This is a genomic window from Mameliella sp. CS4, assembly GCF_019392335.1.
Taxonomy (GTDB): Bacteria; Pseudomonadota; Alphaproteobacteria; order Rhodobacterales; family Rhodobacteraceae; genus Antarctobacter.
The window spans coordinates 1-24,599 of record NZ_JAHXRQ010000010.1; the positions used below are offsets into that span (position 1 = coordinate 1).

Annotated in this window: 23 protein-coding genes and 1 pseudogene; 8 read left to right on the top strand and 16 right to left on the bottom strand. The window is 66.5% G+C overall.

Annotated features, from left to right (window positions below; translation table 11 throughout):
* Together KZZ07_RS13365 and KZZ07_RS13370 are read left to right on the top strand one after the other, a co-directional pair.
* Window positions 1-147 (top strand): annotated as a pseudogene (locus KZZ07_RS13365) (bifunctional methylenetetrahydrofolate dehydrogenase/methenyltetrahydrofolate cyclohydrolase); the annotation flags it as partial.
* Window positions 148-293: 146 nt separating this feature from the next.
* Entirely contained in the window at window positions 294-1,181 is an 888-nt protein-coding gene (locus KZZ07_RS13370; RefSeq protein ID WP_219514761.1) for an NAD-dependent epimerase/dehydratase family protein, read from the top strand.
* A gap of 12 nt (window positions 1,182-1,193) precedes the next feature.
* Here KZZ07_RS13370 and KZZ07_RS13375 read toward each other — a convergent pair whose 3' ends face one another.
* The 4 genes from KZZ07_RS13375 to KZZ07_RS13390 all read right to left on the bottom strand — a co-directional run bounded on the left by KZZ07_RS13375 (window position 1,194) and on the right by KZZ07_RS13390 (window position 5,391).
* Window positions 1,194-1,616, bottom strand: coding sequence for a PaaI family thioesterase (locus KZZ07_RS13375; protein WP_219514762.1), 423 nt, complete (start codon window positions 1,614-1,616; stop codon window positions 1,194-1,196).
* A gap of 41 nt (window positions 1,617-1,657) precedes the next feature.
* Window positions 1,658-2,335, bottom strand: coding sequence for a ligase-associated DNA damage response endonuclease PdeM (gene pdeM / locus KZZ07_RS13380; RefSeq protein WP_219514763.1), 678 nt, complete (start codon window positions 2,333-2,335; stop codon window positions 1,658-1,660).
* Window positions 2,336-2,383: 48 nt separating this feature from the next.
* A complete protein-coding gene (locus tag KZZ07_RS13385; RefSeq protein ID WP_219514764.1) occupies window positions 2,384-2,782 on the bottom strand; it encodes a hypothetical protein in 399 nt (132 codons plus the stop codon).
* Window positions 2,783-2,952: 170 nt separating this feature from the next.
* On the bottom strand, window positions 2,953-5,391 hold the full coding sequence (locus KZZ07_RS13390; protein ID WP_219514765.1) for a ligase-associated DNA damage response DEXH box helicase: 2,439 nt from the start codon (window positions 5,389-5,391) through the stop codon (window positions 2,953-2,955).
* A gap of 166 nt (window positions 5,392-5,557) precedes the next feature.
* Between KZZ07_RS13390 and KZZ07_RS13395 the strand changes: the two genes are divergently transcribed.
* The 3 genes from KZZ07_RS13395 to KZZ07_RS13405 are packed head-to-tail and all read left to right on the top strand — an operon-like array spanning window position 5,558 to window position 8,350.
* On the top strand, window positions 5,558-6,634 hold the full coding sequence (locus KZZ07_RS13395) for a CaiB/BaiF CoA transferase family protein (RefSeq protein ID WP_219514767.1): 1,077 nt from the start codon (window positions 5,558-5,560) through the stop codon (window positions 6,632-6,634).
* Entirely contained in the window at window positions 6,631-7,299 is a 669-nt protein-coding gene (locus tag KZZ07_RS13400; protein WP_219514769.1) for a nitroreductase, read from the top strand. Before KZZ07_RS13395 ends, KZZ07_RS13400 begins: the two co-directional genes overlap by 4 nt.
* 22 nt (window positions 7,300-7,321) lie before the next feature.
* On the top strand, window positions 7,322-8,350 hold the full coding sequence (locus tag KZZ07_RS13405) for a trans-3-hydroxy-L-proline dehydratase (protein ID WP_219514772.1): 1,029 nt from the start codon (window positions 7,322-7,324) through the stop codon (window positions 8,348-8,350).
* Here the strand turns inward: KZZ07_RS13405 and KZZ07_RS13410 are convergent.
* Window positions 8,347-9,279: an aldo/keto reductase gene (locus tag KZZ07_RS13410; RefSeq protein WP_219514774.1), complete on the bottom strand. Its 933-nt coding sequence runs from the start codon at window positions 9,277-9,279 to the stop codon at window positions 8,347-8,349. The genes KZZ07_RS13405 and KZZ07_RS13410 overlap by 4 nt on opposite strands.
* Window positions 9,280-9,439: 160 nt before the next feature.
* On the opposite strand from KZZ07_RS13410, the gene KZZ07_RS13415 reads away from it, so the two are divergent.
* Window positions 9,440-10,165 carry a vWA domain-containing protein gene (locus KZZ07_RS13415; protein ID WP_255564340.1) on the top strand — a complete coding sequence of 242 codons (726 nt, stop codon included), beginning with the start codon at window positions 9,440-9,442 and terminating at the stop codon, window positions 10,163-10,165.
* Window positions 10,166-10,277: 112 nt separating this feature from the next.
* Window positions 10,278-10,784 carry a pilus assembly protein N-terminal domain-containing protein gene (locus KZZ07_RS13420; RefSeq protein ID WP_219514776.1) on the top strand — a complete coding sequence of 169 codons (507 nt, stop codon included), beginning with the start codon at window positions 10,278-10,280 and terminating at the stop codon, window positions 10,782-10,784.
* Between the two features lie 66 nt (window positions 10,785-10,850).
* On the opposite strand, the gene KZZ07_RS13425 is transcribed toward KZZ07_RS13420, so the two are convergent.
* The 10 genes from KZZ07_RS13425 to KZZ07_RS13470 all read right to left on the bottom strand — a co-directional run bounded on the left by KZZ07_RS13425 (window position 10,851) and on the right by KZZ07_RS13470 (window position 21,823).
* Entirely contained in the window at window positions 10,851-11,927 is a 1,077-nt protein-coding gene (locus KZZ07_RS13425) for a BMP family ABC transporter substrate-binding protein (protein WP_219514778.1), read from the bottom strand.
* Between the two features lie 30 nt (window positions 11,928-11,957).
* Window positions 11,958-12,881: an ABC transporter permease gene (locus tag KZZ07_RS13430; protein ID WP_219514780.1), complete on the bottom strand. Its 924-nt coding sequence runs from the start codon at window positions 12,879-12,881 to the stop codon at window positions 11,958-11,960.
* A complete protein-coding gene (locus KZZ07_RS13435) occupies window positions 12,881-13,966 on the bottom strand; it encodes an ABC transporter permease (RefSeq protein WP_219514782.1) in 1,086 nt (361 codons plus the stop codon). Before KZZ07_RS13435 ends, KZZ07_RS13430 begins: the two co-directional genes overlap by 1 nt.
* Window positions 13,967-13,993: 27 nt before the next feature.
* On the bottom strand, window positions 13,994-15,517 hold the full coding sequence (locus KZZ07_RS13440; protein WP_219514784.1) for an ABC transporter ATP-binding protein: 1,524 nt from the start codon (window positions 15,515-15,517) through the stop codon (window positions 13,994-13,996).
* Window positions 15,484-16,434, bottom strand: a complete 951-nt coding sequence (gene xdhC, locus KZZ07_RS13445; protein WP_219514786.1) for a xanthine dehydrogenase accessory protein XdhC — start codon at window positions 16,432-16,434, stop codon at window positions 15,484-15,486. The genes KZZ07_RS13440 and xdhC overlap by 34 nt, the downstream gene beginning before the upstream one ends.
* Window positions 16,431-18,773, bottom strand: a complete 2,343-nt coding sequence (xdhB, locus tag KZZ07_RS13450) for a xanthine dehydrogenase molybdopterin binding subunit (protein WP_219514787.1) — start codon at window positions 18,771-18,773, stop codon at window positions 16,431-16,433. Before xdhB ends, xdhC begins: the two co-directional genes overlap by 4 nt.
* Entirely contained in the window at window positions 18,770-20,152 is a 1,383-nt protein-coding gene (gene xdhA, locus KZZ07_RS13455; RefSeq protein WP_219514788.1) for a xanthine dehydrogenase small subunit, read from the bottom strand. Before xdhA ends, xdhB begins: the two co-directional genes overlap by 4 nt.
* A gap of 202 nt (window positions 20,153-20,354) precedes the next feature.
* Window positions 20,355-20,828, bottom strand: coding sequence for an SRPBCC family protein (locus KZZ07_RS13460; RefSeq protein WP_219514789.1), 474 nt, complete (start codon window positions 20,826-20,828; stop codon window positions 20,355-20,357).
* 2 nt (window positions 20,829-20,830) lie between these two features.
* Window positions 20,831-21,166 (bottom strand): ArsR/SmtB family transcription factor, encoded by a 336-nt coding sequence (locus tag KZZ07_RS13465; RefSeq protein ID WP_219514790.1) that lies wholly within the window; start codon window positions 21,164-21,166, stop codon window positions 20,831-20,833.
* 54 nt (window positions 21,167-21,220) lie between these two features.
* On the bottom strand, window positions 21,221-21,823 hold the full coding sequence (locus KZZ07_RS13470) for a MarR family winged helix-turn-helix transcriptional regulator (RefSeq protein WP_219514791.1): 603 nt from the start codon (window positions 21,821-21,823) through the stop codon (window positions 21,221-21,223).
* 164 nt (window positions 21,824-21,987) lie between these two features.
* Between KZZ07_RS13470 and KZZ07_RS13475 the strand changes: the two genes are divergently transcribed.
* Window positions 21,988-23,496, top strand: a complete 1,509-nt coding sequence (locus KZZ07_RS13475) for an MDR family MFS transporter (RefSeq protein ID WP_219514792.1) — start codon at window positions 21,988-21,990, stop codon at window positions 23,494-23,496.
* A 4-nt stretch (window positions 23,497-23,500) separates the two neighbouring features.
* Here the strand turns inward: KZZ07_RS13475 and KZZ07_RS13480 are convergent, their stop codons facing one another.
* Complete coding sequence (locus tag KZZ07_RS13480; protein ID WP_219514793.1) at window positions 23,501-24,430, bottom strand: alpha/beta hydrolase family protein; 930 nt, start codon at window positions 24,428-24,430, stop codon at window positions 23,501-23,503.
* Window positions 24,431-24,599 lie beyond the last annotated feature (169 nt).

Here is a 24,599-nt window from a genome sequence, read left to right on the forward strand (position 1 = left end):
TACGAGAGCTGCGCCGAAGTGGCGGGCGCGATCACGCCGGTGCCCGGCGGGGTGGGGCCCATGACCATCGCCTGCCTGCTGGCCAACACGCTGACCGCCTGCTGCCGTGCCAACGGGTTGGAAGAACCGGAGGGGCTGACCGCCTGAGCGACAGATCCTGACACCAAGGACGCGCCCCATCGGGGCGCGTTTTCGTTTCCGTGGACATCGGCGCGGACCGGCACGGTCTGCGTCCTCTGGCCAATCTGACCAAGGACCGGCATGGTGCCCCCAAAAAGGGGAGGACAAGAACCATGCGTATTCTGTTTACCGGAGGCTCCGGCAAGGCCGGGCGTCACGTCGTTGCCTACTTGTTCGAACAGGGGCACCGGGTGCTGAACGTCGACCGGGTGCCGCTGGACCTGGACGGTGTCGACAACCGTCTCACCGATATCACCGATGCGGGGCAGGTCTATGACGTCATGAGCAGCCTTGCGGGTCTCGACGAACTGGAACCGGGCACCGGGGTGCCGAAATTCGATGCCGTGGTGCACTTTGCCGCCGTGCCCCGCATCTTGATCACGTCGGACAACGAATGCTACCGGGTCAACACGCTGGGCACTTACAACATCATCGACGCGGCGGTGAAATTCGGCATCCGCAAGATCGTCTTTGCCTCGTCCGAGACCACCTATGGCGTCTGTTTCGCCGATGGCGAGCGCAAGCCCGACTACCTGCCCATCGACGAGGAACACCCGACGGTGCCCGAGGACAGCTATGCCATGTCCAAGGTCTGCAACGAGGTCACGGCGCGCAGTTTCCAGGCGCGCAGCGGATTCGACATCTACGGCCTGCGGATCAACAACGTGATCGAGCCGCATGAATACGCGGAGAATTTTCCGGCTTACATGGAAGATCCGGCGCAGCGGCGACGCAATATCTTTGCCTATATCGACGCGCGTGATCTGGGGCAGATGGTCGACAAGTGCCTGGCGACCGACGGACTTGGCTACGAGGTCTTCAACGTGTCGAACGACGATCACTCGGTCGGGCTGACCACGCCGGACCTGATCGAACGGTTCTACAAGGGCGTGCCGGTCAAGGGCGAGATCGGAGAGACCGAGACCCTGTACAGCAACCGTAAGGCCAAGGACCTGCTGGGCTACCAGCCGCGTCACAGCTGGCGCGACGTACTGGGTTGAAAAGGCCGGGTGTCAGCCCGTTTTCAGGGGGACGCGGACCATCGTGCCGGTCATGCGGGCGATATGGCGTTCCTCGGTTCCGGTGACGGCAAAGACATCGGCTTGTGTCACCAGCATGCGCTTGCCCGGCTTGATGACGCTGCCACGGGCGACCAGCCGGTCCCCGATACCGGGCGCAAGATAGTGGATCGCCATTTCTGACGTCACGACGTCGCTCTCAGCGTCCAGCAGGGTGACGGCGGCATAGCCCGCCGCGCTGTCGCCGATGGCAAAGGGCAAGGCGCCATGCGCAAAGCCCTGCTGCTGTGACACCTCGGGCCGGATCGGCACCTCGATCTCGATCTCGCCGGGGGCGACGCGGGTCAGTGAGGCGCCAAGGGTGACAAGCATGCCCTGGCGGTCGAAACTGTTGCGAATGCGGGTGTCTAGGTCCATGTCGCGACTTGGCCATGCCCCGGCGCCAAGGGCAAGAGGGATCAGCCCGCCCGGGCGCGACGGGGCATCGGAATGGCCACGGGACGGGGACCGGTCAGGATGGCCTGGGCCTCGGGATCCATCAGCCCCGACAGGACCGGCGCATCACAGTAAAGCCCGCCGGTGTAGGCGCCATAGGCGGGCAGGATCAGGCGGGTGTCGTCGATCAGGAAACAGGGCCGGGTCACGCTGCGCCCCCTGAGGGACAGCCGCGCCTTGGGATGATAGTGGCCCGAAACCTCTGCCCGGCCATCGGGTGTGGCGATATGGCGAAAACTCAGCCCACCCTCAACGTGTTCTGCACGATGCGCACCGTTCAGCGTCACGGGGGCAGGATCGTGGTTTCCCGCGATCCAGATCCACTCTCGTCCGGCTTGCAGGCGTGTGATCCACAGTAGGTCCTCTTGCGGCAGCGCGGCCTCTATGCCCGGCGCATCGAAACTGTCGCCCAGGCAGATCACCGTCTGGGCCCCGGTGGCGGCAAGATCTTCGTCCAGCCGTTGCAGGGTTTCCCGCGTCTCGTAAGGCGGAAGCTGGGCGCCCCCCACGGCGGAAAGCCGGGCGGATTTGCCAAGATGCAGGTCAGAGACCACCAGTATCCCGGCCTCGGGCCAATTCAGCGCCCCGGACGACAGGGCCTGAAGGGCGGCGCCATGAAATGAGAACCCATGCGTGTTCATGGCTTGTTCTTGACACGCCGGGGCTGTGTCCGCAAGCGGGTGCAAGGCTCAGGCGGCCTTGCGTTCGTCCTCTACCGCGGTCCGGGTGTTGCCTGTCTTGCGGGCGGCTTTTTCGGCGCGTGCATCTGCGGCCCAGAGATCCAGCAGGTCCTGTGCGTCGGCCTTCCAGTCGTCGAGGGTGGGTGTTTCGGTCTGGCCACTGCTTGCCTGGCGCCGCTCCGCGACCAACGGCAGGATGACGGTCAGGGCCAGTGCCAAGGCGACCGTCACGACAGCACCGCCAACCCAGGCCGTCGCCAGGACCCAGCCCCAGTGCAGGCCGGCCACCTGTGCGGCGACGCCCATTCCCGTGATGCAAAGGATGTTCAGAACGAGGATCGAAAAGACGTTGAGAACGGCGGGGGTGTCATCGTGAAGCTGGTCGGGATCGAAATGGACAGACATCATTCGGGGCTTTCGTTGTGAGGGGGCAGCGTTCTGTCTGCCAGGACCTGCCCCGGGGCAGGCCGCCGTTTTGGCCCTGCAATTGCTATAGAGGACCACGCAGGACGGATCACGCGGGCGCTCGGGTGGTTCGGCGCGAAATCGGAGAGTGGGCCTATCCGATGGGATAGGGATTACCAGGGCACCCGCCAGGCTGGCTTCGTCTCGACCTGCGCCAGCCCGCTTTCGTTCAGCAGGCGGGTGATTTCTTCTTCCATCAGCCGTTCATCGGCAGAGCCGCGTACCGGCACTCGCCCCGGTTCCAGGAAAAGCGGCGCGGCCAGGGGCGTGACGCGGGAGAGACGCAGATGGTCGATCCGGTCACCCACGCGCTCGCACATCTCGCGGATCCGGGCGAAGTCGACCAGCCCGCGCATGGCCTCTTCGCGGGTGATCTGCATCAGCAGGTGCTCGGGGTCGTATTTCAGCAAGGTGTCGTAGAGGATGTCCGAGGACATGGTGGCCTGCCGCCCGGTCTTGCGCTGTCCGCCCACCTGCCGTTCGATCAGCCCGGCGATGGTGGCCGAGGCGCGAAAGGTGCGTTTCATCACCGCGTTGCCCGCCAACCAGCCGTCCAGCCCCTCTTCCAGCGCGGCCAGGTCGAAGAGCGGCACCGGGTCGGTGACGGCATCCAGGCCCCAGATCAGTGTGGCGTAGTCGGTGCTGACAAACCCCATCGGGGCAAGGCCCATCTCTTCCATCCGCTTGGTCAGCAACAGGCCCAGCGTCTGCTGCGCGTTGCGCCCCGCAAATCCGTAGACCACCAGTTGTTGCCGCCCGTCATGGGGGAAGCTTTCCACCAGCAGGCGGCCCGGTTCCGGCAGGCGCGAAACCTCGCGCTGCAGGTGCAGCCAGTCACGGGTGTGCGGCGGCAGGTCGGGCCAGTCCGCGGCCCGGAACATGCGCAGGATGCGGTCGCTCAGCTGCGTGGAGGTCGAGAATTTGGTGCCCATGAAGGTGGCGATCTTGGGCTTGCGGCCCGGGTCGCGCGTCACCTCGACCACCAGTTCGCGCAGGCCCTCGTATCGGACGATCTGCCCGCCGATCAGGAAGGTATCGCCCTTGGTCAGCGAGGCGGCAAAGCCTTCTTCGACCTCGCCCAGCGGCGCGCCACCCCGCCCGCGCCATTTCACCTTGAGCGTGTCGGTGTCCTGAATCGTGCCGATGTTCTGACGGATGCGCGTGGCAGAGCGTGGGTCGCGCAACTGCCATCGCCCGTCAGGGCGCTGTTGCAGGCGCTGCCACTGGTCGTAGGCGCGCAGCGCGTAGCCGCCGGTGGCGCAGAAATCGAGACAGGCATCGAATTGCGCCCGGGTCAGCCCGGCATAGGCGCCCGCGCCGCGCATTTCCTCATACAGGTCGTCGGCCTCGAACGGTCCGGAAGCGGCGGCGATCAGGATATGCTGGCAGAGCACGTCGCGCGGACCCGGCCCGCGCGGGTCGCCGTCGAGGTCATGGTCCTTGACCGCCTCCAGCGCCGCCAGGCATTCGACCACCTCGAAGCGGTTGGCGGGGACGAGGATCGCCTTGGACGGCGCGTTGTAGCGGTGGTTGGCGCGGCCGATCCTCTGCACCAGGCGTTTCACGTTCTTCGGCGCGCCCACCTGGATCACAAGGTCGACGTCCCCCCAGTCGATGCCAAGGTCGAGGCTGCCGGTGCAGACGATGGCGCGCAACTGACCCCCGACCATCGCGGCCTCTACCTTTTCCCGCTGGCCACGGTCCAGCGAGCCGTGGTGGATACCGATGGGCAAAGCGTCCTCGTTGGCCAGCCAGAGGTTGTGGAAATAGATTTCCGCCTGCGCGCGGGTGTTGTGAAAGATCAGCGTGGTCCTGTGGCGTTTGACCTCGTCCAGCACGGCGGGGATGGAATAGGCCGCACCGCCGCCCGACCAGGGCGGGGCCTGATCCGTGACCAGCATGGAAATATCCGGGTTCGGCCCGGGGTCGGCCTGCAGGATCTCGCAGGGCTGGCTGCCATGCGCCATGAGGCGCGCGATGGCCTGCGGGTCCTCGACCGTGGCCGAGAGGCCGACGCGCCGCAGGCCGGGGCAGAGCGCCTGCAGCCGCGCCAGCGCCAGCATGAGCTGGTCGCCGCGCTTGGATTCGCTCAGGGCGTGGATCTCGTCGATGACGACCCGCTGCAAGCCGGCAAACATGCGCGGCGCATCCTCGTAAGAGGTCAGCAGGGCGAGACTTTCAGGCGTGGTCAGAAGGATATGCGGCGGGTCGGCGCGCTGGCGTTTCTTGCGGCTGGCGGGCGTGTCGCCGGTGCGGTCTTCGACCCGGATCGGCAGGCCCGCCTCCTCGATGGGGATCAGCAGGTTGCGCCGGATATCGGCGGCCAGCGCCTTCAGCGGCGAGATATAGAGCGTGTGCAGCCCGTCGCGCGGCGCCTCGGCCAGTTCCGACAACGTCGGCAGGAAACCCGCCAGCGTCTTGCCGCCGCCGGTCGGCGCAATCAGCAGCAGCGCGGGGTTGGCGGCGCGCTCCAGCATGGCGCGCTGGTGCGGATGAACCTGCCATCCGCGCGCGTCGAACCAGCTTTGCAGACTGTCGGGGAGTTTCGTCATGCTCCAGAGATATGCTTTGCGACCGCAAAGCAACACGCTGCAATGCGTCTTTGGTTTGAAAAATCCCTTTTGATGAATTGGCCGCGAACTTGATCCGGGACCAAGAGGGCAGAGTCCCTTTCCTTTCACGTCGCGCTCGGCTTCACTGCGCGCGGGGAGGATCACCATGCTGAACGGCATTCGCATCATCGAGTTCGAGGCACTGGGGCCGGGACCCTTTGCCGCCATGCACCTTGCGGATCTGGGCGCCGAGGTCATCCTGATACAGCGCAAGGGGGGCGCGGCGAACCCGGCCAAGGGCGCCAGCCGCCTGTTGGACAGGGGCAAGCGGTCCATCGCGCTGGATCTCAAGGAGGCGGGCGACCTTGGCACCGCCCGCGCGCTGATCCGGTCCGCCGACGGTCTGATCGAGGGACTGCGCCCGGGCGTGATGGAGCGGTTGGGGCTGGGGCCGGAGGCGGCGCAGGCGCTCAACCCGCGTCTGGTCTACGGACGGATGACGGGCTGGGGGCAGGACGGGCCGCGCGCGACGCTTGCCGGGCATGACCTGAATTACCTGGGCTTGTCCGGCGCCCTGTTCTACGCCGGGTTGCCCGGACAGGTGCCGGGCGTGCCACCGACGATGCTGGGCGATATCGGGGCAGGTGCGCTGTATCTGACCGTGGGGATGCTGGCGGGGCTGTTGCAGGCGCGGGAAACGGGGCAGGGGACGGTTGTCGACGCGGCCATCGTGGACGGGGCGCAGCACATGATGGCGCTCTTGCGGTCGATGGGGGCGGGGTTCGACACCGGCGCGCGGGGGCGGTCCCTGCTGGACGGGCCGCATTGGTCGCGTTGCTACGCCTGCGCCTGCGGGGGATATGTGGCCGTGCAATGCCTGGAGCCGAAATTCTACAGGCTGTTCCTGGACCGGATGGGCCTGGCAGAGGATCCCGATTTCGCGGACCAGTTCGATCCCGACCGTTGGCCGGTGCAAGGCGCCCGGCTGGAACGGATCTTTGCCACGCAGCCGCGCGACTATTGGGCGGCGTTGTTTGAGGATAGCGATGCCTGTCTTGCCCCGGTCCTGACCCCGGACGAGGCGGCCCGCGATCCGCATATGGTGGCGCGCGGGCACGGGCCGGGCAGCGCCCTGCCGGCGCCGCGTTTCAATGGCACGGCAGCGGTGACACAACCTGCGCCGGAGCCGGGACAGGACGGGGCGGCGATCATGGATGAGTTGAGGGAAAGGGGCCTGTTGTGACCGAAGCCGAGACATTCGCCGCGCTGTTGAAAGCGCGCTATTCCTGCCGGGCCTACCGCCCCGATCCGGTCCCCCGAGAGGTGATCGAAAGCGCCCTGCGCGACGCGCAGCAGGTGCCCAGCTGGAACAACGTGCAGCCCTGGCAGGTGATTGCCCTCTCAGCGCCGGAAACATCCGCCTTCGCCGAGGCGTTTTATGCCCATGTGGAAACCGGAGAGCGGCAAAGCGACATCCCCTTTCCGCTGCGCTACGAGGGCATCTACCAGCAGCGACGGCGCACCTGCGGCTGGCAGCTGTATGGCGCATTGGGTATCGAAAAGGGCGACCGAGAGGCCTCGGGCAAGCAGATGCGTGAGAATTTCCGCCTGTTCGGGGCGCCGCATTGCCTTCTGATCACCGCGCCCAAGGACCTTGGCACCTATGGCGTGCTGGACTGCGGGGCCTATGTGACGGCCGTCATGCTGGCCCTGCAGGCGCGCGGACTGGCCAGTATCGCGATGGCGGCGGTGGCCAGTTTCTCGCCCTTCGTGCGCGACCGCTATAATATCGCGCCGGACCGCGATCTTGTCTGCGCGATTGCCTTTGGCCATGCCGATCCGGATCACCCCGCGAATTCCTATCGCACCGACCGTGCGGATCTTTCCGAGGTCGTGGACTGGCGTTGAGCGCGGAAACAGGGGACAGATCATGCGCAGCAACAAGACGGTCCATGTGATCTCGGCCCATGCCGAGGGCGAGGTGGGCGACGTGATCGTCGGAGGTGTCGCGCCACCGCCGGGAGAGACGCTCTGGGAGCAGAGTCGCTGGATCGCGCGGGACGGCGTCTTGCGGGACTTCGTCCTGAACGAGCCGCGCGGCGGCGTGTTCCGGCATGTCAATCTGCTGGTGCCGCCCAAGCACCCCGAGGCGGACGCGGCCTTTATCATCATGGAGCCGGAGGACACGCCGCCGATGTCGGGGTCGAACTCGATCTGCGTGGCGACCGTGCTGCTGGACGGGGGCATCCTGCCGATGCAGGAGCCGGTGACGGAATTCACGCTGGAGGCGCCGGGCGGGCTGGTGCGGGTGCGGGCCGAATGCCGTGACGGCAAGGCGCAACGTATTTTTGTCCGCAACCTGCCCAGTTTCGCGCAGGAACTGGCCGTGCCGCTGGAGGTCGAGGGGCTGGGCAGGCTGACCGTGGACACGGCATTTGGCGGCGACAGTTTCGTCATCGTCGAGGCCCAGGCGCTGGGCCTGAACCTGGTGCCCGACGAGGCGCATGAGATCGCCCGGACGGGTGCGCGGATCGCCCGGGCGGCGACCTCGGCGCTGGGTTTTCGCCATCCGACGAACCCGGATTGGCGGCACATCTCTTTCTGCCTGTTTGCCGGGCCGCTGGAGCGCGGGCGGGATGGGCTGCGCACAAGGTCGGCGGTGGCGATCCAGCCGGGCAAGGTGGATCGGTCCCCCACGGGCACGGCGCTGTCCGCCCGCATGGCGGTCCTGCACGCGAGGGGAGAGATGGCCGAAGGTGAGACCTTGACCGCCTCCTCGTTGATCGGGTCGACCTTCGCTGGGCGGATTGTCGGGACAACCACGGTGGGTGATGTGCCCGCCGTCTTGCCCGAGATCGGCGGGCGCGGCTGGATCACCGGCATTCATCAGCACATGCTGGACCCGGATGATCCCTGGCCGCGCGGCTATCGCCTGAGCGATACCTGGGGCGCGCGCTAGGAGGCTTCCTCCAGCCGGTCCGTCGCCGGGGGCGGCGTGGGGCTGAGGGCGGAGAGGCGGGCGTAAAGCGCGGCATCCATCTGGTAGCTCATGCCTGCCAGCGAGGGCTGCAATTGGGCCGTGTTGCGGGCCGACAGGATCGACGCCGGGCCGGACGGATGGGCGGCCACCCATGCCACCGCAAGCGTGGCCGCATCGGTGCCAAGCTCCGTGGCGATTTCGGCCAGGGCCTCGGCCGCCTGGTGCATCTCGGGGCGGGCATAGCGGTTGGCGTAACGGTCGTCCTCGGTCAGGCGGCCTTCTCCGCCCCGGGCATACTTGCCGGTCAGCAGTCCACCGCCCAGCGGCGAGTAGGGCACCGGCAGGATGCCTTCTGAGGCGCACATGGGCAGGATTTCCACCTCGGCCTGACGTTTCACCAGGTTGTACATGGGTTGCAGCACGTCGATACGGGTGCCGAAACCGGCGGCCACGCCCTGCGCCTTCATCACCTGCCAGGCGGCATAGTTGGACACGCCGATATGACGGATGGTCCCGGCTTGCTGCAATTCGGCCAGCGTCTCGAAACTCTCCTCCAGCGGCGTGTCACCGTCCCAGCGGTGCAGGTAGTAGAGGTCGATCACCTCCATGTTCAGGCGCTTGCGGCTTTCGTCCAGCGAGGTCCGTATGTTGTCGCGGCTGGCCCCGCCGGGGAAATTCGCCTTGGTGGCGATGAACAGCTCCTCGCGCGCGGCGGTCGCGAACTGTCCCAGCAGGCGTTCCGAGGCGCCGTCGGTATAGACATGGGCGGTGTCGAAATGGGCGATGCCCGCGGCGCGGCAGGCATCGAACATGGCGCGGCTGTCAGCCTCGGAGGCGCTGCCCCCGAACTGCATGCAGCCAAAGGCAAAGCGGGCGGGCGTCGTTCCCGAGAGCGTGGTCAGTGTCATGGCGTCAACCTGCCACGCGGCGCGCCAAAGTCAAAGCGCCTTTGGCGGATCATGGTGGGGACCTCCATCGCGCTGGCGCCTTGGGGCAAAGGTCGCGGGGCGAGCTGGCTCGACAGACTCGCGGGGGCCTGCCATGCTGTCAAGGAAAGGAGCCACGCCCATGCGCCTGCTGCCCCGACTGGCCGGCGCGGCCTGTCTGGCCGCCGCGAGTTCTGCGCCACTGGCGACGGGCGCCGGGGAAAGCTGTACCGAGGATGCGATGATCGTCTTCGACGGTTCGGGCAGCATGGCCGAGATCGGCTATAATGCCATCGGCGTGCCCCGCATCTCCGAGGCGCGCATGGCGATGCGCCGGGTGATCCCCTCTGTCGCTGCGGCGCGGCGGCTGGGCCTGGTGATCTACGGGCCCGCCGGGGACCGCACCTGTGCCAACACCGACCTGCGCTTTCCGCCGCAATGGCACGCCGGGCCGCGGATCCTGGCGGATGTCGATGCCCTGCGGCCCGCCGGGGGAACCTCGCTGACCGAAAGCGTCCGGCGCGCGGCCGAGACGCTGGATTATCTCAACCGTCCCGGGACCGTCGTTCTGGTGACAGACGGCAAGGAAACCTGCGGCGGCGCGCCATGCAGCCTTGCGGCAGAGATCGCCGCGATGGCGCCGGACCTGACGGTGCATGTGATCGGCTTCAAGGTGCGTGGCGATCATTTCGACTGGTCCAACCCGAACGACCAGGCGGCCACTACGGTGGCCCGCTGCCTGGCTGACCGGACGGGTGGGCGCTATGTCCGCGCCGAGACGGTGGACGAGCTGATCGGGGCTTTGCGGGTGACACTGGGCTGCAACGTGCTGGGTGCGCTGCCGGTGCAGGGGCGGCGCCTGCAGTAGGTTGCGTTCGCGGTCGGCCTATCCGGCTTTGACAGGAATCGGGGCAACGCGCAGTCTGTCCACATTATTATGGCGCGGACTTGGGCCGCTGCCGATTTTTGGAGGACAGATCGTGTTCAGGCAAGTTTCAATCATGGCGTTTGCCGCCACCATTGCGCTGTGCGGCAGTGCGCCGCTTTCTGCACAGGACAGGGGATTCGAGATCACCGGCGCCGCCGACACGATCGAGGTCGAGGCCAAGCAGGCGGTGACGCTTGCCTTTGACGATGCCTATGCCGAACTGTCCATCGGCGATCCCGAAATCGCGGATATCAGCTCTCTCAGCGGGACGCTGGTCTATCTCCTGGGCAAGGAGGTGGGGCAAACCACGCTGACGGTGATCCGCGACCGCGACAGCCTGGATCTGACCCATCTGACGGTGGTGGTCTATCGCGACATCGCGCCGATGCAGGGCTTCCTCGAAAAGGCCGGGGGCGACGTGACGCTGGACCGGTCGGGCGTGGTGGTGACCGCCTCGGGCTGTGTTGCCGGTGACCGCCAGCGGCAGGCGCTGGACGGGGTCGTGACCCAGCTCAAGTCCTGGGGCTATGTCGCCTTGGTCGACGTGGGCGGCTGCTGAGATACTGACAGGCGCAAACAGGGTGAAACGAAGGCCCCGGCCGGGGCCTTCGTTCCGTCATCGGGTTTACTGCGGGATTTCGGCGTCGATGCCTTCGACGTAGAAATCCATGCCCAGCAAGGTGCCGTCATCGGCCACTTCGCCCTCGGCCAGCCAGACAGAACCGTCGGCCTTGTTGAGCGGGCCGGTGAACGGGTGGTAGTCGCCCGAGGAAATGGCGGCTTTCAGGTCCAGCGCCTCGGCCTTGACCTCTTCGGGGACGGCGTCGGTGATCTCGCCGATGCCGACCATACCCGGGCCGATGCCGTCCCATGTGTCATCGCTGGTCCATGTGCCGTCCATCACCGCCTGGACGCGGTCGATGTAATAGGGCGCCCAGTTGTCGATGATCGAGGAAACGCGCGGATACGGCGCGTAGTCCGCCATGTCCGAGGCCTGGCCGAAGGTGATGACATCGCCCGCCTCGGCCGCTGCCGCATGGGGCGCGGTGGAGTCGGTGTGCTGCAGGATCACGTCGGCGCCGTTCTCGATCAGGGCGCGGGCGGCATCGGCCTCTTTCGCCGGGTCGAACCACGTGTAGGCCCAGATGATCGAGAATTCGACGTCCGGGTTCACCTTCTTGGCGTGGATATAGGCCGAGTTGATGCCGCGGATGACCTCGGGGATCGGGTAAGAGGCGATATAGCCGATCTTGTTGGTCTTGGTCATCGACCCGGCGATATGGCCCTGGATGGCGCGGCCCTCGTAGAAACGGGCCGAATAGGTGCCCACGTTCTCGGCGCGTTTGTAGCCGGTGGCGTGCTCGAACTTCACGTTCGGGAATTTTTCGGCAACGGCGATGGTCGGGTCCATGTAGCCGAAAGAGGTGGTAAAGATGATGTCTGCACCCGACAGGGCCATCTGCGTGATCGCGCGTTCAGCATCGGCGCCTTCGGGCACGCTTTCCTGGTAGATGGTCTTTACCTTGTCGCCAAACTGCTCTTCGACCGCCAGACGCGCCTTGTTGTGTTCGTAGGTCCAGCCGCCGTCACCCACCGGGCCGACGTAGATAAAGCCGGCGGTGACGTCCTGGGCCGCGGCGGCAGAGCCGAAGCCAAGCGTCAGCGCGAGGGCTGCGGTGGAGAGAAGGGTTCTTCTGTGCATTGTGGTCCCCTGTTGGTTGGTATCTGTGCCTCAGCTGGAGGCGTGGAAAGGCCGGCCCAGCGAGGCGGGCGCGGCATGCGCGCCGCGGGCCGAGATGATCACGAGCACGAGGATCGTGACAAGATAGGGCGAGGCCGACAAGAGCGCGACCGGCACGGCGGCGCCCGCCGCCTGCAGGTTCAGTTGCAACACCGTGACCCCGCCAAAGAGGTAGGCCCCGATGGCGACGCGGCCCGGCCGCCAAGAGGCGAAGACGACGATGGCCAGCGCGATCCAGCCGGCGCCCGCCGTCATCCCCTCGGTCCATTGCGGCACGCGCACAAGGCTGAGGTAGGCGCCGCCAAGGCCCGCACAGGCGCCGCCAAAGAGGATCGCCATGAGGCGGATGATCACCACCTTGTAGCCAAGCGCATGGGCGCTGTCGTGGCTTTCGCCGACCGCGCGCAGGATCAGCCCGGCGCGGGTGTGTTTCAGGAAGGCCCAGACCGCCACCACCAGCGCAAGGCTGAAATAGACCATCAGGTCATGGCTGAAGAGCATCCGCCCCAGCACCGGGATGTCGGACAGCACCGGAATGTCGAGTTTCGGCAGGGTCGGGCTCTTGATGCCCTCGTAGGGTTTGCCGATCAGGCTGGAGAGGCCAAGCCCCACCAGCGTCAGGCCAAGCCCGGTGGCGACCTGGTTCGACAGCAGGAACTGCGTCAGGAGGCCAAAGGCCAGCGACAAGAGCGCAGCGGCAGCGGCAGCCGCAACAAAGCCCAGCGCCGGTGAAGTGGAATTGACCGCCACGGCAAATCCCACCACGGCGCCGGTGATCATCATCCCCTCGACGCCCAGGTTCAGCACGCCGGATTTCTCGACCACCATCTCGCCGATCGCGGCCAGCAGGATCGGTGTGGCCGAGACCATGATGGAGGCCACGAGGAGGATCGGGTTGATTGAACTGAGGTCCATCAGGCGGCCTCCCTCTTGCCGATGCGCAGGCGGAAGTTGGTGAAGACATCCATCGCCAGCAGGAAGAACAGCAGCATCCCCTGGAACAGCTGGATCGAGGCGCCGGGCAGGCCCAGCATCAGCTGCGCCAGTTCGCCGCCGATATAGGTCAGCGCCATGAGCAGCCCCGCCAGCAGGATACCGATGGGATTGAGCCGCCCGAGGAAGGCCACGATGATCGCGGTGAACCCGTAGCCAGAACCGAAGTCGATGCTGACCTGGCCCGCAGGTCCGGTGACCTCGAAGAGGCCCGCCATGCCCGCAAGCGCGCCCGAAAGGCCAAGGCAGATCAGGATGATACGCGCCGGGTTCACGCCGGAAAACCGTGCGGCGCGCGGCGCCTCGCCGGTCAGGCGGATGTTGAAGCCCAGCACGTGCCGGGTCAGCAGGACATAGGCCCCGATCACCGCGATGAAGGCAAAGACCACGCCCCAGTGCATGCCCGTGTTGGCGATCAGGTCGCTGTTATGGGCGGCGTCCCACTGCTTGAAATTGCGCGACCCGGGAAAGCCGCGCCCCTCGGGGTTGCGCAGAAGGCCGGTGGCAACGGACCCAAGGATGTTCTCGGCCACATAGACCAGCATGAGCGAGACGAGGATCTCGTTGGTGCCGAATTTCGTTTTCAGGATGGCCGGGATCATCGCCCAGGCCCAGCCGCCAAGCGCCCCCGCAACGATCATCAGCGGGAAGATCAGGACGCTTTCCGATGGGTAGAACGCAAGACCGGCGGCGGCGCCGCAGATGGCGCCCATGATGTACTGACCTTCGGCGCCGATGTTCCAGATCCCGGCGCGAAAGCCGATGCTCAGGCCAATGGCGATCAGGATCAGAGGTCCCGCCTTGACCAGCAGTTGCGGGCGCGTAAAGCCCGCGAATTGCGCGTTAAAGAGCGGATCCCAGAAGATCGTGCGGATCGCCTCGACAGGGTTGGCGCCGAGAAAGGCAAAGAGCACGCCGCCGACCAGCATGGTCAGCAGCACGGCCAGCACCGGCGTCAGGTAGGTCCAGAGTTTCGAAGGCTGGGGGCGTTTTTCAAGCCGGATCATGGGCGTGTCCCCCTGTGGTGAGCGGCCTCAATCATCCACATGGGCCACCTCCATGTCATGCGCGCCGCCCATCATCAGGCCGATCTGTTCGATATCCAGGCTGGCGACGGGGCGCGTCGGTGACAGTCGCCCCTCGTTGAGGGCGCCAAACCGGTCCGAGACCTCCATCAACTCATCCAGGTCCTGGCTGATGACCACCACGGCGCCACCCTTGGCCGCTACGTCCAGGATCGACTGGCGAATAAAGGCCGCCGCCGCCGCGTCCACGCCCCAGGTGGGCTGGTTCAGAACCAGGACGCGCGGGCCTTGCAATATCTCGCGGCCGACGACGAATTTCTGCAGGTTCCCCCCGGACAGCGCCCGTGCCGCCGTACCGGGGCCGGGCGTGCGCACGTCGAAATGACCGATCACCTCTTCGGCGAACTGCCGGGCCTTGCCCCACGAGATAAACCCGTTCTTCAGCATCCCTTCGCGCCGCGCAGCTGTCAGCACGCCGTTTTCGATCAGGCTCATGTCCGGCGCGGCGGCATGGCCCAGCCGTTCTTCGGGCCCCGAGAGCACGCCAAGATCCCGGCGTGCAACGGGGCCTGCGCGGCTGATGTCCTTGCCTTCCAGCACGATGGACCCGGCGGGCGCCATGCGTTCGCCCGAAAGCGCGGCCAGCAACTCGTCCTGGCCGTTGCCCGCGACCCCGCCGATGCCCAGCACCTCGCCCGCGCGCACCTCGAAGCTGACCTCGCGCAGCGGGGTGCCAAAGGCCCCGGGTGCGGGCAGGCTCAACTCGTTCACCGCCAGCAACACCTCGCCGGTCTTGCCGCGCTTGGCCTCCGGCGTCGCGAAACTCGCGCCCACCATCATCTCGGCCAGCTGTCGGGCCGAGGTCTCGGCAGGTGTGCAGGTGGCCACCTTCTTGCCCAGCCGCAGGATCGTGGCCGTGTCGCAGAGCGCGCGGATTTCCTCCAGCTTGTGCGAGATATAGAGGATCGAGGTGCCTTCGGATTTCAGCTTGCGCAGGGTTTCGAAGAGGATTTCAACCTCCTGCGGGGTCAGCACGCTGGTCGGTTCGTCCATGATCAACAGGCGCGGGTTCTGCAGCAGGCAGCGAATGATCTCGACCCGTTGCCTCTCGCCCGCCGACAGCGTGCCCACCGTGCGCGAGGGGTCCAGCGGCAGACCGTAGGTCTCGGACACCTCGCGGATCTGGCGGGCAAGGTCCGACATGGGCGGCGGTGTTTCCATCCCCAGCGCCACGTTTTCCGCAACGTCCAGCGCATCGAAGAGCGAGAAATGCTGGAACACCATCGCGATCCCGGCCTGCCGCGCCTCGGACGGCTTCGACGGCTTGTAGGGCGCCCCGTCCAGCAGCATCTGCCCCTTGTCCGGTGCGTTCAGCCCATAGATCATCTTGACCAGTGTCGATTTTCCGGCGCCGTTCTCTCCCAACAGCGCGTGAATCTCGCCGCGCCCGATGTCGAAGGTGACGTCGTCGTTGGCGATCACGCCCGGGTAGATCTTGGTCAGGCCCTGGAGGCTGAGGAGTGTGTCGGCCACGCGTGGTCCTTTTCGTTCTGCCAGTTGAGTAGCTGCGCCACCGTGCCGATGGCAATGGCCTGCGGATGTTTGCCAAGGGCTTTGTGCCCGATCGGACAGCAGATGGCGTCGATTTGGGCGGATGTGTGGCCAAGCGCCTGCAATCGCTTGCGGAACCGTGCCCATTTCGTGTCAGAGCCGATCAGGCCGCAAAAGGCGAATCCATGGGACAGAGCCGCGTGACAGAGCGTCAGGTCAATCTCGTGGCTGTAGGTCAGGATCAGGTGGGCGGCGTCCCGCGGGGCCCGCGACATGGCGCGTTCCGGCGCGGGGACGGGCAGGGCGGTGACGCCCTCGGGGATGTCGTTTGGAAAGCGCTCGGGCCCGGTGTCGACCCAGGTCAGCACAACGTCCGGCAAAGGCGCCAGAACCGAGACCAGCGCTCGGCCGACATGGCCCGCGCCCCAGATCCAGACCGGCAGGGTAGGGCGGCGGACCGGTTCCACCATCCAGCCCTGGACCAGTTGCGCCCCGGGTACCTCGCCCCGCGCCCGGGCGCGGTCGATCACACGGCGCACGGCCAGAGGCATCTCGCCGGGCCCGCGCGCGATCACGTCGCGCCCGTCGAGGGCGGCCAGGGTCTGCGCGTCGAAATGTTCGGTCAAGAGCGTCACCGCCCCGCCGCAGCACTGGCCCAGCTCCGGCCCCAGAGGGTGCCGTGTCAGCCCTTTGCGGGTCAGCGCCGCCTCTGCGGCCATGAGTTCGAGCGCCCCGCCACCGATGGTGCCGCTCTGCCCGAAACCTGTCCCCTCGTCCCAGACCAGCATGGCGGCGCCGACCTCGCGCGGGGCCGAGCCCGCAACCTCGGCCACCACGACCCGGGCGACACGCCCGTGCCGTTCGACCGCGCGGCAGAGAAGCGCGAGGCCGAAACTCATCCCTGCACCCGTGCAATAGCGGCCAGCACCCGTTCCGGCGTTGCAGGTGCGTCCAGAGCCGGATAGCCCGGCCCGCAGGCCGCCACGGCATCCGAAAGCGCCATCAGTGCCGAAATCCCCAGCATGAAAGGCGGCTCGCCCACTGCCTTGGACCGATAGACCGTCTCCTCGCGGTTCCGACCCTGCCAAAGTGCCACGTTGAAGACATCCGGCGCGTCCGAACAGGCGGGGACCTTGTAGGTCGAAGGCGCATGGGTGCGCAGGCGGCCCTGCGAATCCCAGACCAGTTCCTCGGTCGTCAGCCAGCCCGCGCCCTGGATGAACCCGCCCTCGACCTGGCCGATGTCGATGGCCGGGTTCAGCGAGGCGCCCGCGTCATGCAGGATGTCGCTGCGCAGCATCCTGTATTCGCCGGTCAGCGTGTCAATCACCACTTCGGTGCAGGCCGCCCCGTGGGCAAAGTAGAAGAACGGCCGCCCTTCGCCTTTCATCCGATCCCAGGACAGTTTTGGCGTCTTGTAAAAGCCGGTGGCTGAAAGGCTGACGCGACCCGCGTAACAAAAGGCAGCCGCCTCGGCAAAGCTCATCTCCTGCGCGCCCGCCCGCACCCGACCGTCCGTGAAGGACACGTCCTCCGGGCGGCACTGGTGCAGCTGCGCCATGTGTTCCGCCATGCGGGCGCGGATCGTCTCGCAGGCGATCTTGACCGCGGCGCCGTTCAGGTCCGACCCGGACGAGGCGGCGGTGGCCGAGGTGTTGGGCACCTTGGCGGTGTCGGTTGCGGTGATGCGCACCACCTCTTGCGGCACGCCAAAGGCGCTGGCGGCCACCTGCGCCACCTTCTGGAACAACCCCTGTCCCATCTCGGTGCCGCCGTGGTTCATGGCGATGGAGCCGTCCTGGTAGACATGCACCAGCGCGCCCGCCTGGTTGAGATGCGTCAGGGTAAAGGAAATACCGAACTTCACCGGCGTCAGCGCGATCCCTTTCTTCAAGACCGGATTGGCCGCGTTCCACTCCGCCTGTGCCGCCCGCCGCGCGGCGTAGTCACATGAGCTTTCCAGCGCCTCGGTCATCTCGTGCAGGATGAAATCCTCGACCGTCTGGCCATAGGGCGTGACGGTCCTGGGCTTCTTCTCTCCGGAAATACCTCCGGGGGGGCTCGGCTCCGCCGAGCGGGGGGCAGCGCCCCCCTCCATCCGGTCGTAGTAGTTCGCCCGCCGCACCGCCAGCGGGTCGCGGCCCAGCACATGGGCGACGTGATCCATGACGCGCTCGATGCCCACCATGCCCTGCGGTCCGCCAAAGCCGCGATAGGCGGTGGCGCTGCAGATGTTGGTGCGTAGGCGGTGGCTCTCGATCCGCACGGCGGGCAGGAAATAGGCGTTGTCCGCGTGCAGCATGGCGCGGTCGGCCACGGGCAGGGACAGATCCTGCGACCAGCCGCAGCGGGTGTACTGCAGAAACTCGATCCCCTGCACCACGCCGTCCCCGTCTACACCGACGCGATAGTCGATGCGGAAATCATGCCGCTTGCCGGTGATGACCATGTCATCGTCGCGGTCATAGCGCATCTTGGCGGGGCGCCCGGTGGCGTCGGCCACCACCGCGCAGGCCACGGCCAGCGCGTTGCCCTGGCTTTCCTTGCCGCCAAACCCGCCTCCCATGCGGCGCGTTTCCACCCGGACATTGTGCATCGACAGGCCCAGGGCGTCGGCCACCTTGTGCTGGATCTCGGTCGGGTGCTGGGTCGAGGAATGGACCAGCATGTCGCCGTCTTCCTGCGGGAAAACCAGTGCCGCCTGGCCCTCGAGGTAGAAATGCTCCTGCCCGCCCATTTCGATCCGGCCTTCGATGACATGCGGCGCGCCGGTGATGGCCGCCTCCACATCGCCGCGCGCCCAGATGCGCGGGCCTTCCTCGAACCGGCTGTCGGCGGCCAGCGCTTCCTCGATGGTCAGGATCGGGCGGTCGGCCTCTGTCTCGATCTTCGCGCGGGCCACGGCGCGGCGCGCGGCGAGATGGCTTTCGGCGGCCACAAGGAAGACCGGCTGGCCCTGGTAATGCAGCGTGCCGTCCGACAGCAGCGGCTCGTCGTGCAGCGAGGGCGAGCAGTCGCACTCGGACGGCAGGTCGTCGAAGGCCCAGACCCCAACGACACCGGGCGCGGCGCGCACCGCGTCGAGGTCAAGTGCGGTCAGCCGCCCCGACGCGATCGGTGAGAGACCAAAGGCCAGGTGCAGGCAGTTGGCTGGCGCCGGGATGTCGTCGACGTAACGCGCCTTGCCGGTCACATGCAGCGGCGCGGCGTCATGGGGGAGGGGTTTGGTCACGCTCATGGGCTGACCTCCAGCACGCTGGTGGCATGGCCCATATCCTCGGCCAGCGCGCGGCGCAGCATGTTCTGCGCGGCGGTCAGGCGATAGTCGGCACTGGCGCGCATGTCGCTCATGGGGGTGAAGTCCTGCGCCCAGGCGGGGGCGGTGGCCTCCAGCGTGGCTTCCGTCCAGGGCTGTCCGGTGAGAGCGGCCTCCACATGCGTGGCGCGTTTGGGGATGCCCGCCAGACCGCCAAAGGCGATGCGGGCGGCGGTCACGATGCCGTCCGTGACAGTCAGATTGAAGGCGCCGCAGACGGCCGAGATGTCTTGGTCGAACCGTTTTGACAGTTTGTAGACGCGCAAGGAGTCCAGTGCTTTCGGCAGAGTGACGGCCTCGACGAATTCGCCGGGTGCGCGGTCCTGCTTGCCGTAGTCGAGAAAGAAATCCTCCAGCGGCAGATCGCGCCGGGTGTCGCCGTGGCGCAGGTGCAGCGTGGCGCCCGCCGCGATCAGGGCGGGCGGGTTGTCCCCGATGGGCGAGCCGTTGGCGATGTTGCCGCCGATGGTGGCGGCGCCCCGCACCTGGGTCGAGCCATAGCGGCGGATCATCTCGGCATAGCTGGGGCACAGCGGCTTCATCAGCGCGTGCACGCGGTCCATCGTGACCCCGGCGCCGATGCGATAGCCGCTGTCCGTCTCCTCGATCCGTTGCAGGTCGGCGCAGCGGTTCAGGAAGATCACCCTATCTAATTCGCGTAGTTGTTTCGTCACCCAGAGCCCCACGTCCGTGGCCCCGGCGACCAGCGTGGCCTGCGGATCCTCGGCGTAAAGACGCGCGAGATCGTCGGCGGTTTCGGGGGCGTGGCAGGTGGGCGAGCGGCTGTCCGCAATCTCAGGGTTACGGAAGTCCCGATCGGCGCTGAGCCAGTCCGGCACCGACCGATCCTCGGCGGCGCGGGCGGCGCGCAGGATCGGCGCGTAACCGGTGCAGCGGCAGAGATTGCCCGCCAGCGCGTCCTTGTGGCCGGTATCGCCGTTCAGGTGTGCCGTGGCCATCGAAACCGCGAAACCGGGCGTGCAGAATCCGCATTGGCTGCCGTGAAACTCCACCAGCGCCTGTTGCACCGGGTGCAGCGCCCCGTCCGGGCCGGAAAGGCCCTCGACCGTGCGCACCGCCTTGCCGTGCAGTTGCGGCAGGAAGAGGATGCAGGCATTCAGCGCACGGGTGCCATCTGCGTCCGTCACCATGACGGTGCAGGCGCCGCAGTCGCCTTCGTTGCAGCCTTCCTTGGTTCCGGTCAGGCCGCGCTTTTCGCGCAGCCAGTCGAGCAGCGTTTCGGTGGGTGACACCTCAGCCAGCTCCACGCTCTCTCCATTGAGAAGAAAGGCGATGTTCATCAGGTTGTGACCCGCCGCCTTACCGAATCCCCCGCGATTATTCGCGGGGTGCGCGCCCTCGATGCGGCGTAGAAAGCGCGCCCTTGTCCCTGTTGTCGAGCGTCAGGCTAGGCGGGCAGGATGCGGCAAGGCAAGGAAAAAACGCCTGCGGATTGATCGTTGCCGCCCGTTTCGCCGCCAAAACCGGCGATGGGCGCCGATGCTACAGGCTGTGTGCCAGTTCCAGCATCTGGTCGGCGGCGGTGTTCCAGCCCTGGCTGAATCCCATTTCCTCGTGCTTGTCGCGCGTCGCGGTGTCGTTGTGCAGCGCGGTGGCGGTGTAGAAGGTGCCGCCATCGCGCGGTTCGAACGTCACGATGGCGGTCATGAAGGGCTGCGCGGCGGGGCGCCAGCCAGCGTGCAAGGCATCGGTGAAGACCAGCCGGCGCTCGGGTTCGACGGAAAGGAAACAGCCTTCGTTCGGTATGTCGGCCTGGCTGCCGTCGGGCATCGGGCCTGCCATTCGGGTGAAAAAGCGTCCGCCCGGGCGCAGGTCGATCACCGCCTCAGTCACGTGCCAGGGTTTGGGGCAGAACCACTGTTTCAGCAGCTCCGGCTCGGTCCAGCAGCGCCAGAGCGTGGCGGGCGGCACGTCCATCAGGCGCTCAAGGCGCAGGTCGAGATCGGGGTTGAGCATGGTCAGTCCTTTCGGGATGTGGCGTCGAGGGATTTGGCGAAACTCTCCAACCGGTCGGTCTGTTCCTCCCAAAGGCGTCTTTGGCGGGCCAGCCAGTGTTCCGCCTCTGCCAGTGGCGCGGACTCGATATGGACCATGCGCACCCGGCCCCGTTTCTCGGACCGGATGAGGCCCGCGGCTTCGAGCTTGCCCAGGTGCTTGAGGAAGGAGGGGAGGGCCATGTCGTGCGGCGCGTGCAGTTCGGACACCGGGGCCGGGCCGCTGACCAGCCGTTCGATCACGGCGCGGCGGGTTGGATCGGCCATCGCGCCGAAGAAGCTGTCGAGATGGTTAGCCATTTGGCTATCTATTAGCCTGGCGCACCACGGGTCAAGAAAAACCTAGCCAACTGGCTAGGTGTTGTCCTCGTCGCGCGAGAGGTCGTCACGCAGCTTGGCGATTTCCTCGGCCACGGGGCCAGAGGGGCAGGCGGCCCGTTCCGACCAGGCCGAAAAGCGTTCCAGCAGCGGCAGGAAGGTCTGGATCTCTTCCATCGTCCAGTCCCTGAGATACGACCCCAGCACGAGAAACTTGTAGCTGCGCACGGCCTCGACCGCCCTTATTCCGGTGTCCGTCAGTTCCAGAACAGCGCGGCGCGCGTCCTGCTGGCTGACTGCCCGACGCAGGAGGCCGCGCTTGATCAACTGGCTTGTCAATCGGCTGGCGCGCGAGGGATCAATGGCCAGCCGTGTCGCCACGGTCGAGACCATCGTTTCCTCGCCAGAGGCTTCTCCGAACTCGTTGACCGGTGCCGAGACGGCCATCAGCACGTCCAGTTCCGCCAGTTCCAACCGCAGGCCAAGATCCTCGAGCGCGCGCAGGCCCAATTCCCGTTTGACCACCTTGCGGCGCCAGACCTGCAATACGGCGTCGATGTCGAAGGCGGCATTGGCCACTTCGCCCCCGATCCCGGCGCGGTCGAGTTGCGCTTTCAGTCTGTCATCCCGCGCGGTCATGCAGCCCCCGATGTGCAAAAATGCGTGTAACCGACAAATGCATGACGTTGACATGCTTTTGCGTGTGGCACATATTTAGGCCCAGATCACACGCGATGCAATCCGGTCGCCTGCGCCGAATCCGCCCGGTGCGGGCGCCCTGTCCCCGTTTCAAGGAAGTGTTCATGTCCCTGGCCGAAACCCCTGTTCCCCTTGCCGAAGATCGACCTGACCCGGCGACGCTGCGCCTGGCACTGATCGCGATCGCGGCGACCTTGCTCTTTGCCTCTCTTGGCCAGACCATCGTGTCCACCGCAATGCCGATCATGGTCGCGGACCTTGGCGGGATGGATCATATCACATGGGTGATCACTGCCTACCTCATGGCCTCGACGATCGGGGCGCCTGTGGCGGGAAAGCTCTCTGACCTCTACGGGCGCAAGATCGTCCTACAGGGCGGTATCCTGGTTTTTGTGCTGGGCGCGGTGATCTGCGGGACCGCGGGCTCGATGGAGATGGTGATTGCCGGGCGCGTGGTGCAGGGCCTGGGCGGTGGCGGGCTGATCGTCACCTGCATGACCACCGTGGGTGACCTGATGCCGCCGCGTGAGCGCGGCAAGGCGCAGGGATTCCTGGGCGCGGCCTTTGGCGTGTCGACGGTGATCGGCCCGCTCTTGGGGGGCGCCATCGTGCAGAGCATCGGCTGGCACTGGATCTTTTTCGTCAACCTCCCGGTTGGCGTGCTGGCCTTTGTCGTTCTGAACCGCGCACTGCCCTCGCCGGTGGAACGCTCGGGCAAGCCGGTCGATTACCTCGGTGCGGCGCTGCTGGCAGCGATCCTCGGGTGCATCGTTCTCTTGCCCAGCATCGCGGGCAGCTATGGTTGGACCAGCCCCGCGGTGACATGGTTGTTCATCGGTCTTGCCCTGGCGTTGGCCGGCTTTATCCGCACAGAGCGGCGCGCCGCGGAACCGATCCTGCCGCTGTCGCTGTTTTTCAACAACACCTTCCTGGTGATCAATGCGGTCGGCTTCCTGGTGGGCATGGGCATGTTCGGCACCATCACCTTTCTGCCGCTGTTTCTGCAGATGGTGAAGGACATCAGCCCGACCGCGTCCGGCCTGTTCCTGGTGCCGATGATGGGCGGGCTGATCCTGTCGTCTACCGTGGCGGGCAAGATCATGTCGGCGACCGGGCACTACAAGCTGATGCCTGTGCTGTCGACGGCGCTGCTGGCCCTGGCCCTGCTGGGCATGTCTCGGCTGGATGCCGCCAGCGCGCTGTGGTTCATCGGCGGGGTCATGGTGTTGGTGGGCCTGGGGCTGGGGCCGGTGTTCGCCGTTGGCGTGGCGGCGGTTCAGAATGCGGTGCCCCGGACGATGATGGGCATTGGCACGGCCTCGACCAACATGTTCCGGCTGATCGGCGGGTCCGTCGGCACGGCGGTCTTTGGTGCGATGTTCAGCGCCGGGCTGATGCGCAACCTCGCTGGTGAGATCCCCGGCGGCGTCTCGGGCGGCATCGGCTCGCTGGGCGCCAACGTCGTGCAGGCGCTTCCGAAAGAGGCGCAGGCGCGGGTGCTGGACGGGTTCTCGGACGCGTTGCACCCGATCTTCTGGGCAGCTGCTGCGGCCGCGTTGCTGGCCTGTCTTGCTTCGATGCTGCTGCGCGAGGAGCCTTTGGGCGAAAGCTGACCTGTCAGGTCCGGTCCGTCACCATGAACTCGGCAATGCGGTTGATTGCCGAAGTGACGTTCAGAATGCCATTGTGTCCGCCGTGATCGAATTCTTCCATCATTGCGCCGGGCCAGACGTCGGCAAGGGGCCGCGCCTTTTCGACCGGGGCGGCGTAATCATTGCGGGACTGGACGATCAACAGATCCTCATCCCGCGTTTCAGCGACCGGCCGCCAGGGTTTGTCGATGGTGCAGGGGGCGCCAAGCGCGCTCACCCGGTCCACGAATTGATCGAGACAACGGCCAGACAGCCCGTATTGTCGTCCGCCGAGACGGATCAGCCCCGGCAGGTCCAGCGGGACCGAGATCAGCGCCATGCGCGGGGACGACACGCCACGTTCGAGCGCATGGAACATCGCGTTCGCGGCGACACAATGGGCGACGATCCCGTCGTAAGGACCTTCGAACTGCGTGGCCCGGCAGATCGCATCCACGATGTCCGCAAGGCTGCATACCTTTCGCGACACGTGGCCGTGACCGGGATAGATCAGCATGTCGACCGTGGCGCCGCGTTTCTGCAGAGCTCGGGCAACGCGGGTGAACTGGCGGATATGTCCGTCGTGCCCGGGGGCGATCAACACGCGGGGCGCGTCGGCTGCATTCTTTCGGACCCGGGAGCGGAGGACAAAGGTGTCCTGTCTCAGGTCGACGATCTCGAACCGATGTGACCGACCCGCCAGGGTGTCCAGCACGGCCTGATCGGAGGTCAGGTAACGCCGCGCCAGCTTGTCGGCGGCCAGCCGAGGCGCCAGAACCGTCGCCGACAGCAGCACGGTACGGCGCAGCCGGGCCCGCAGGGTCGGGCGCGGTGTCACGGTCGGCTCGGAGGCGTCGGAAGACGCTGCGTCAGAGGCCGAGTCGATACCCGGTAAACTATCTGCATTGATCTGCATGGCTGCTAGTGAAATCCCGTCGGCGGCATGTGACTGTCCTGGATTCCTGAATAGCATAAAATACGAACAGGGCATGACTTTGACGTGATTGTGCCCGGGGAGGGGCCTTCCGCTTCAAGGCTGTCGATCCTGGAAACGGGGCACGGATTGGGGCTTTTGCGGGAGCGGA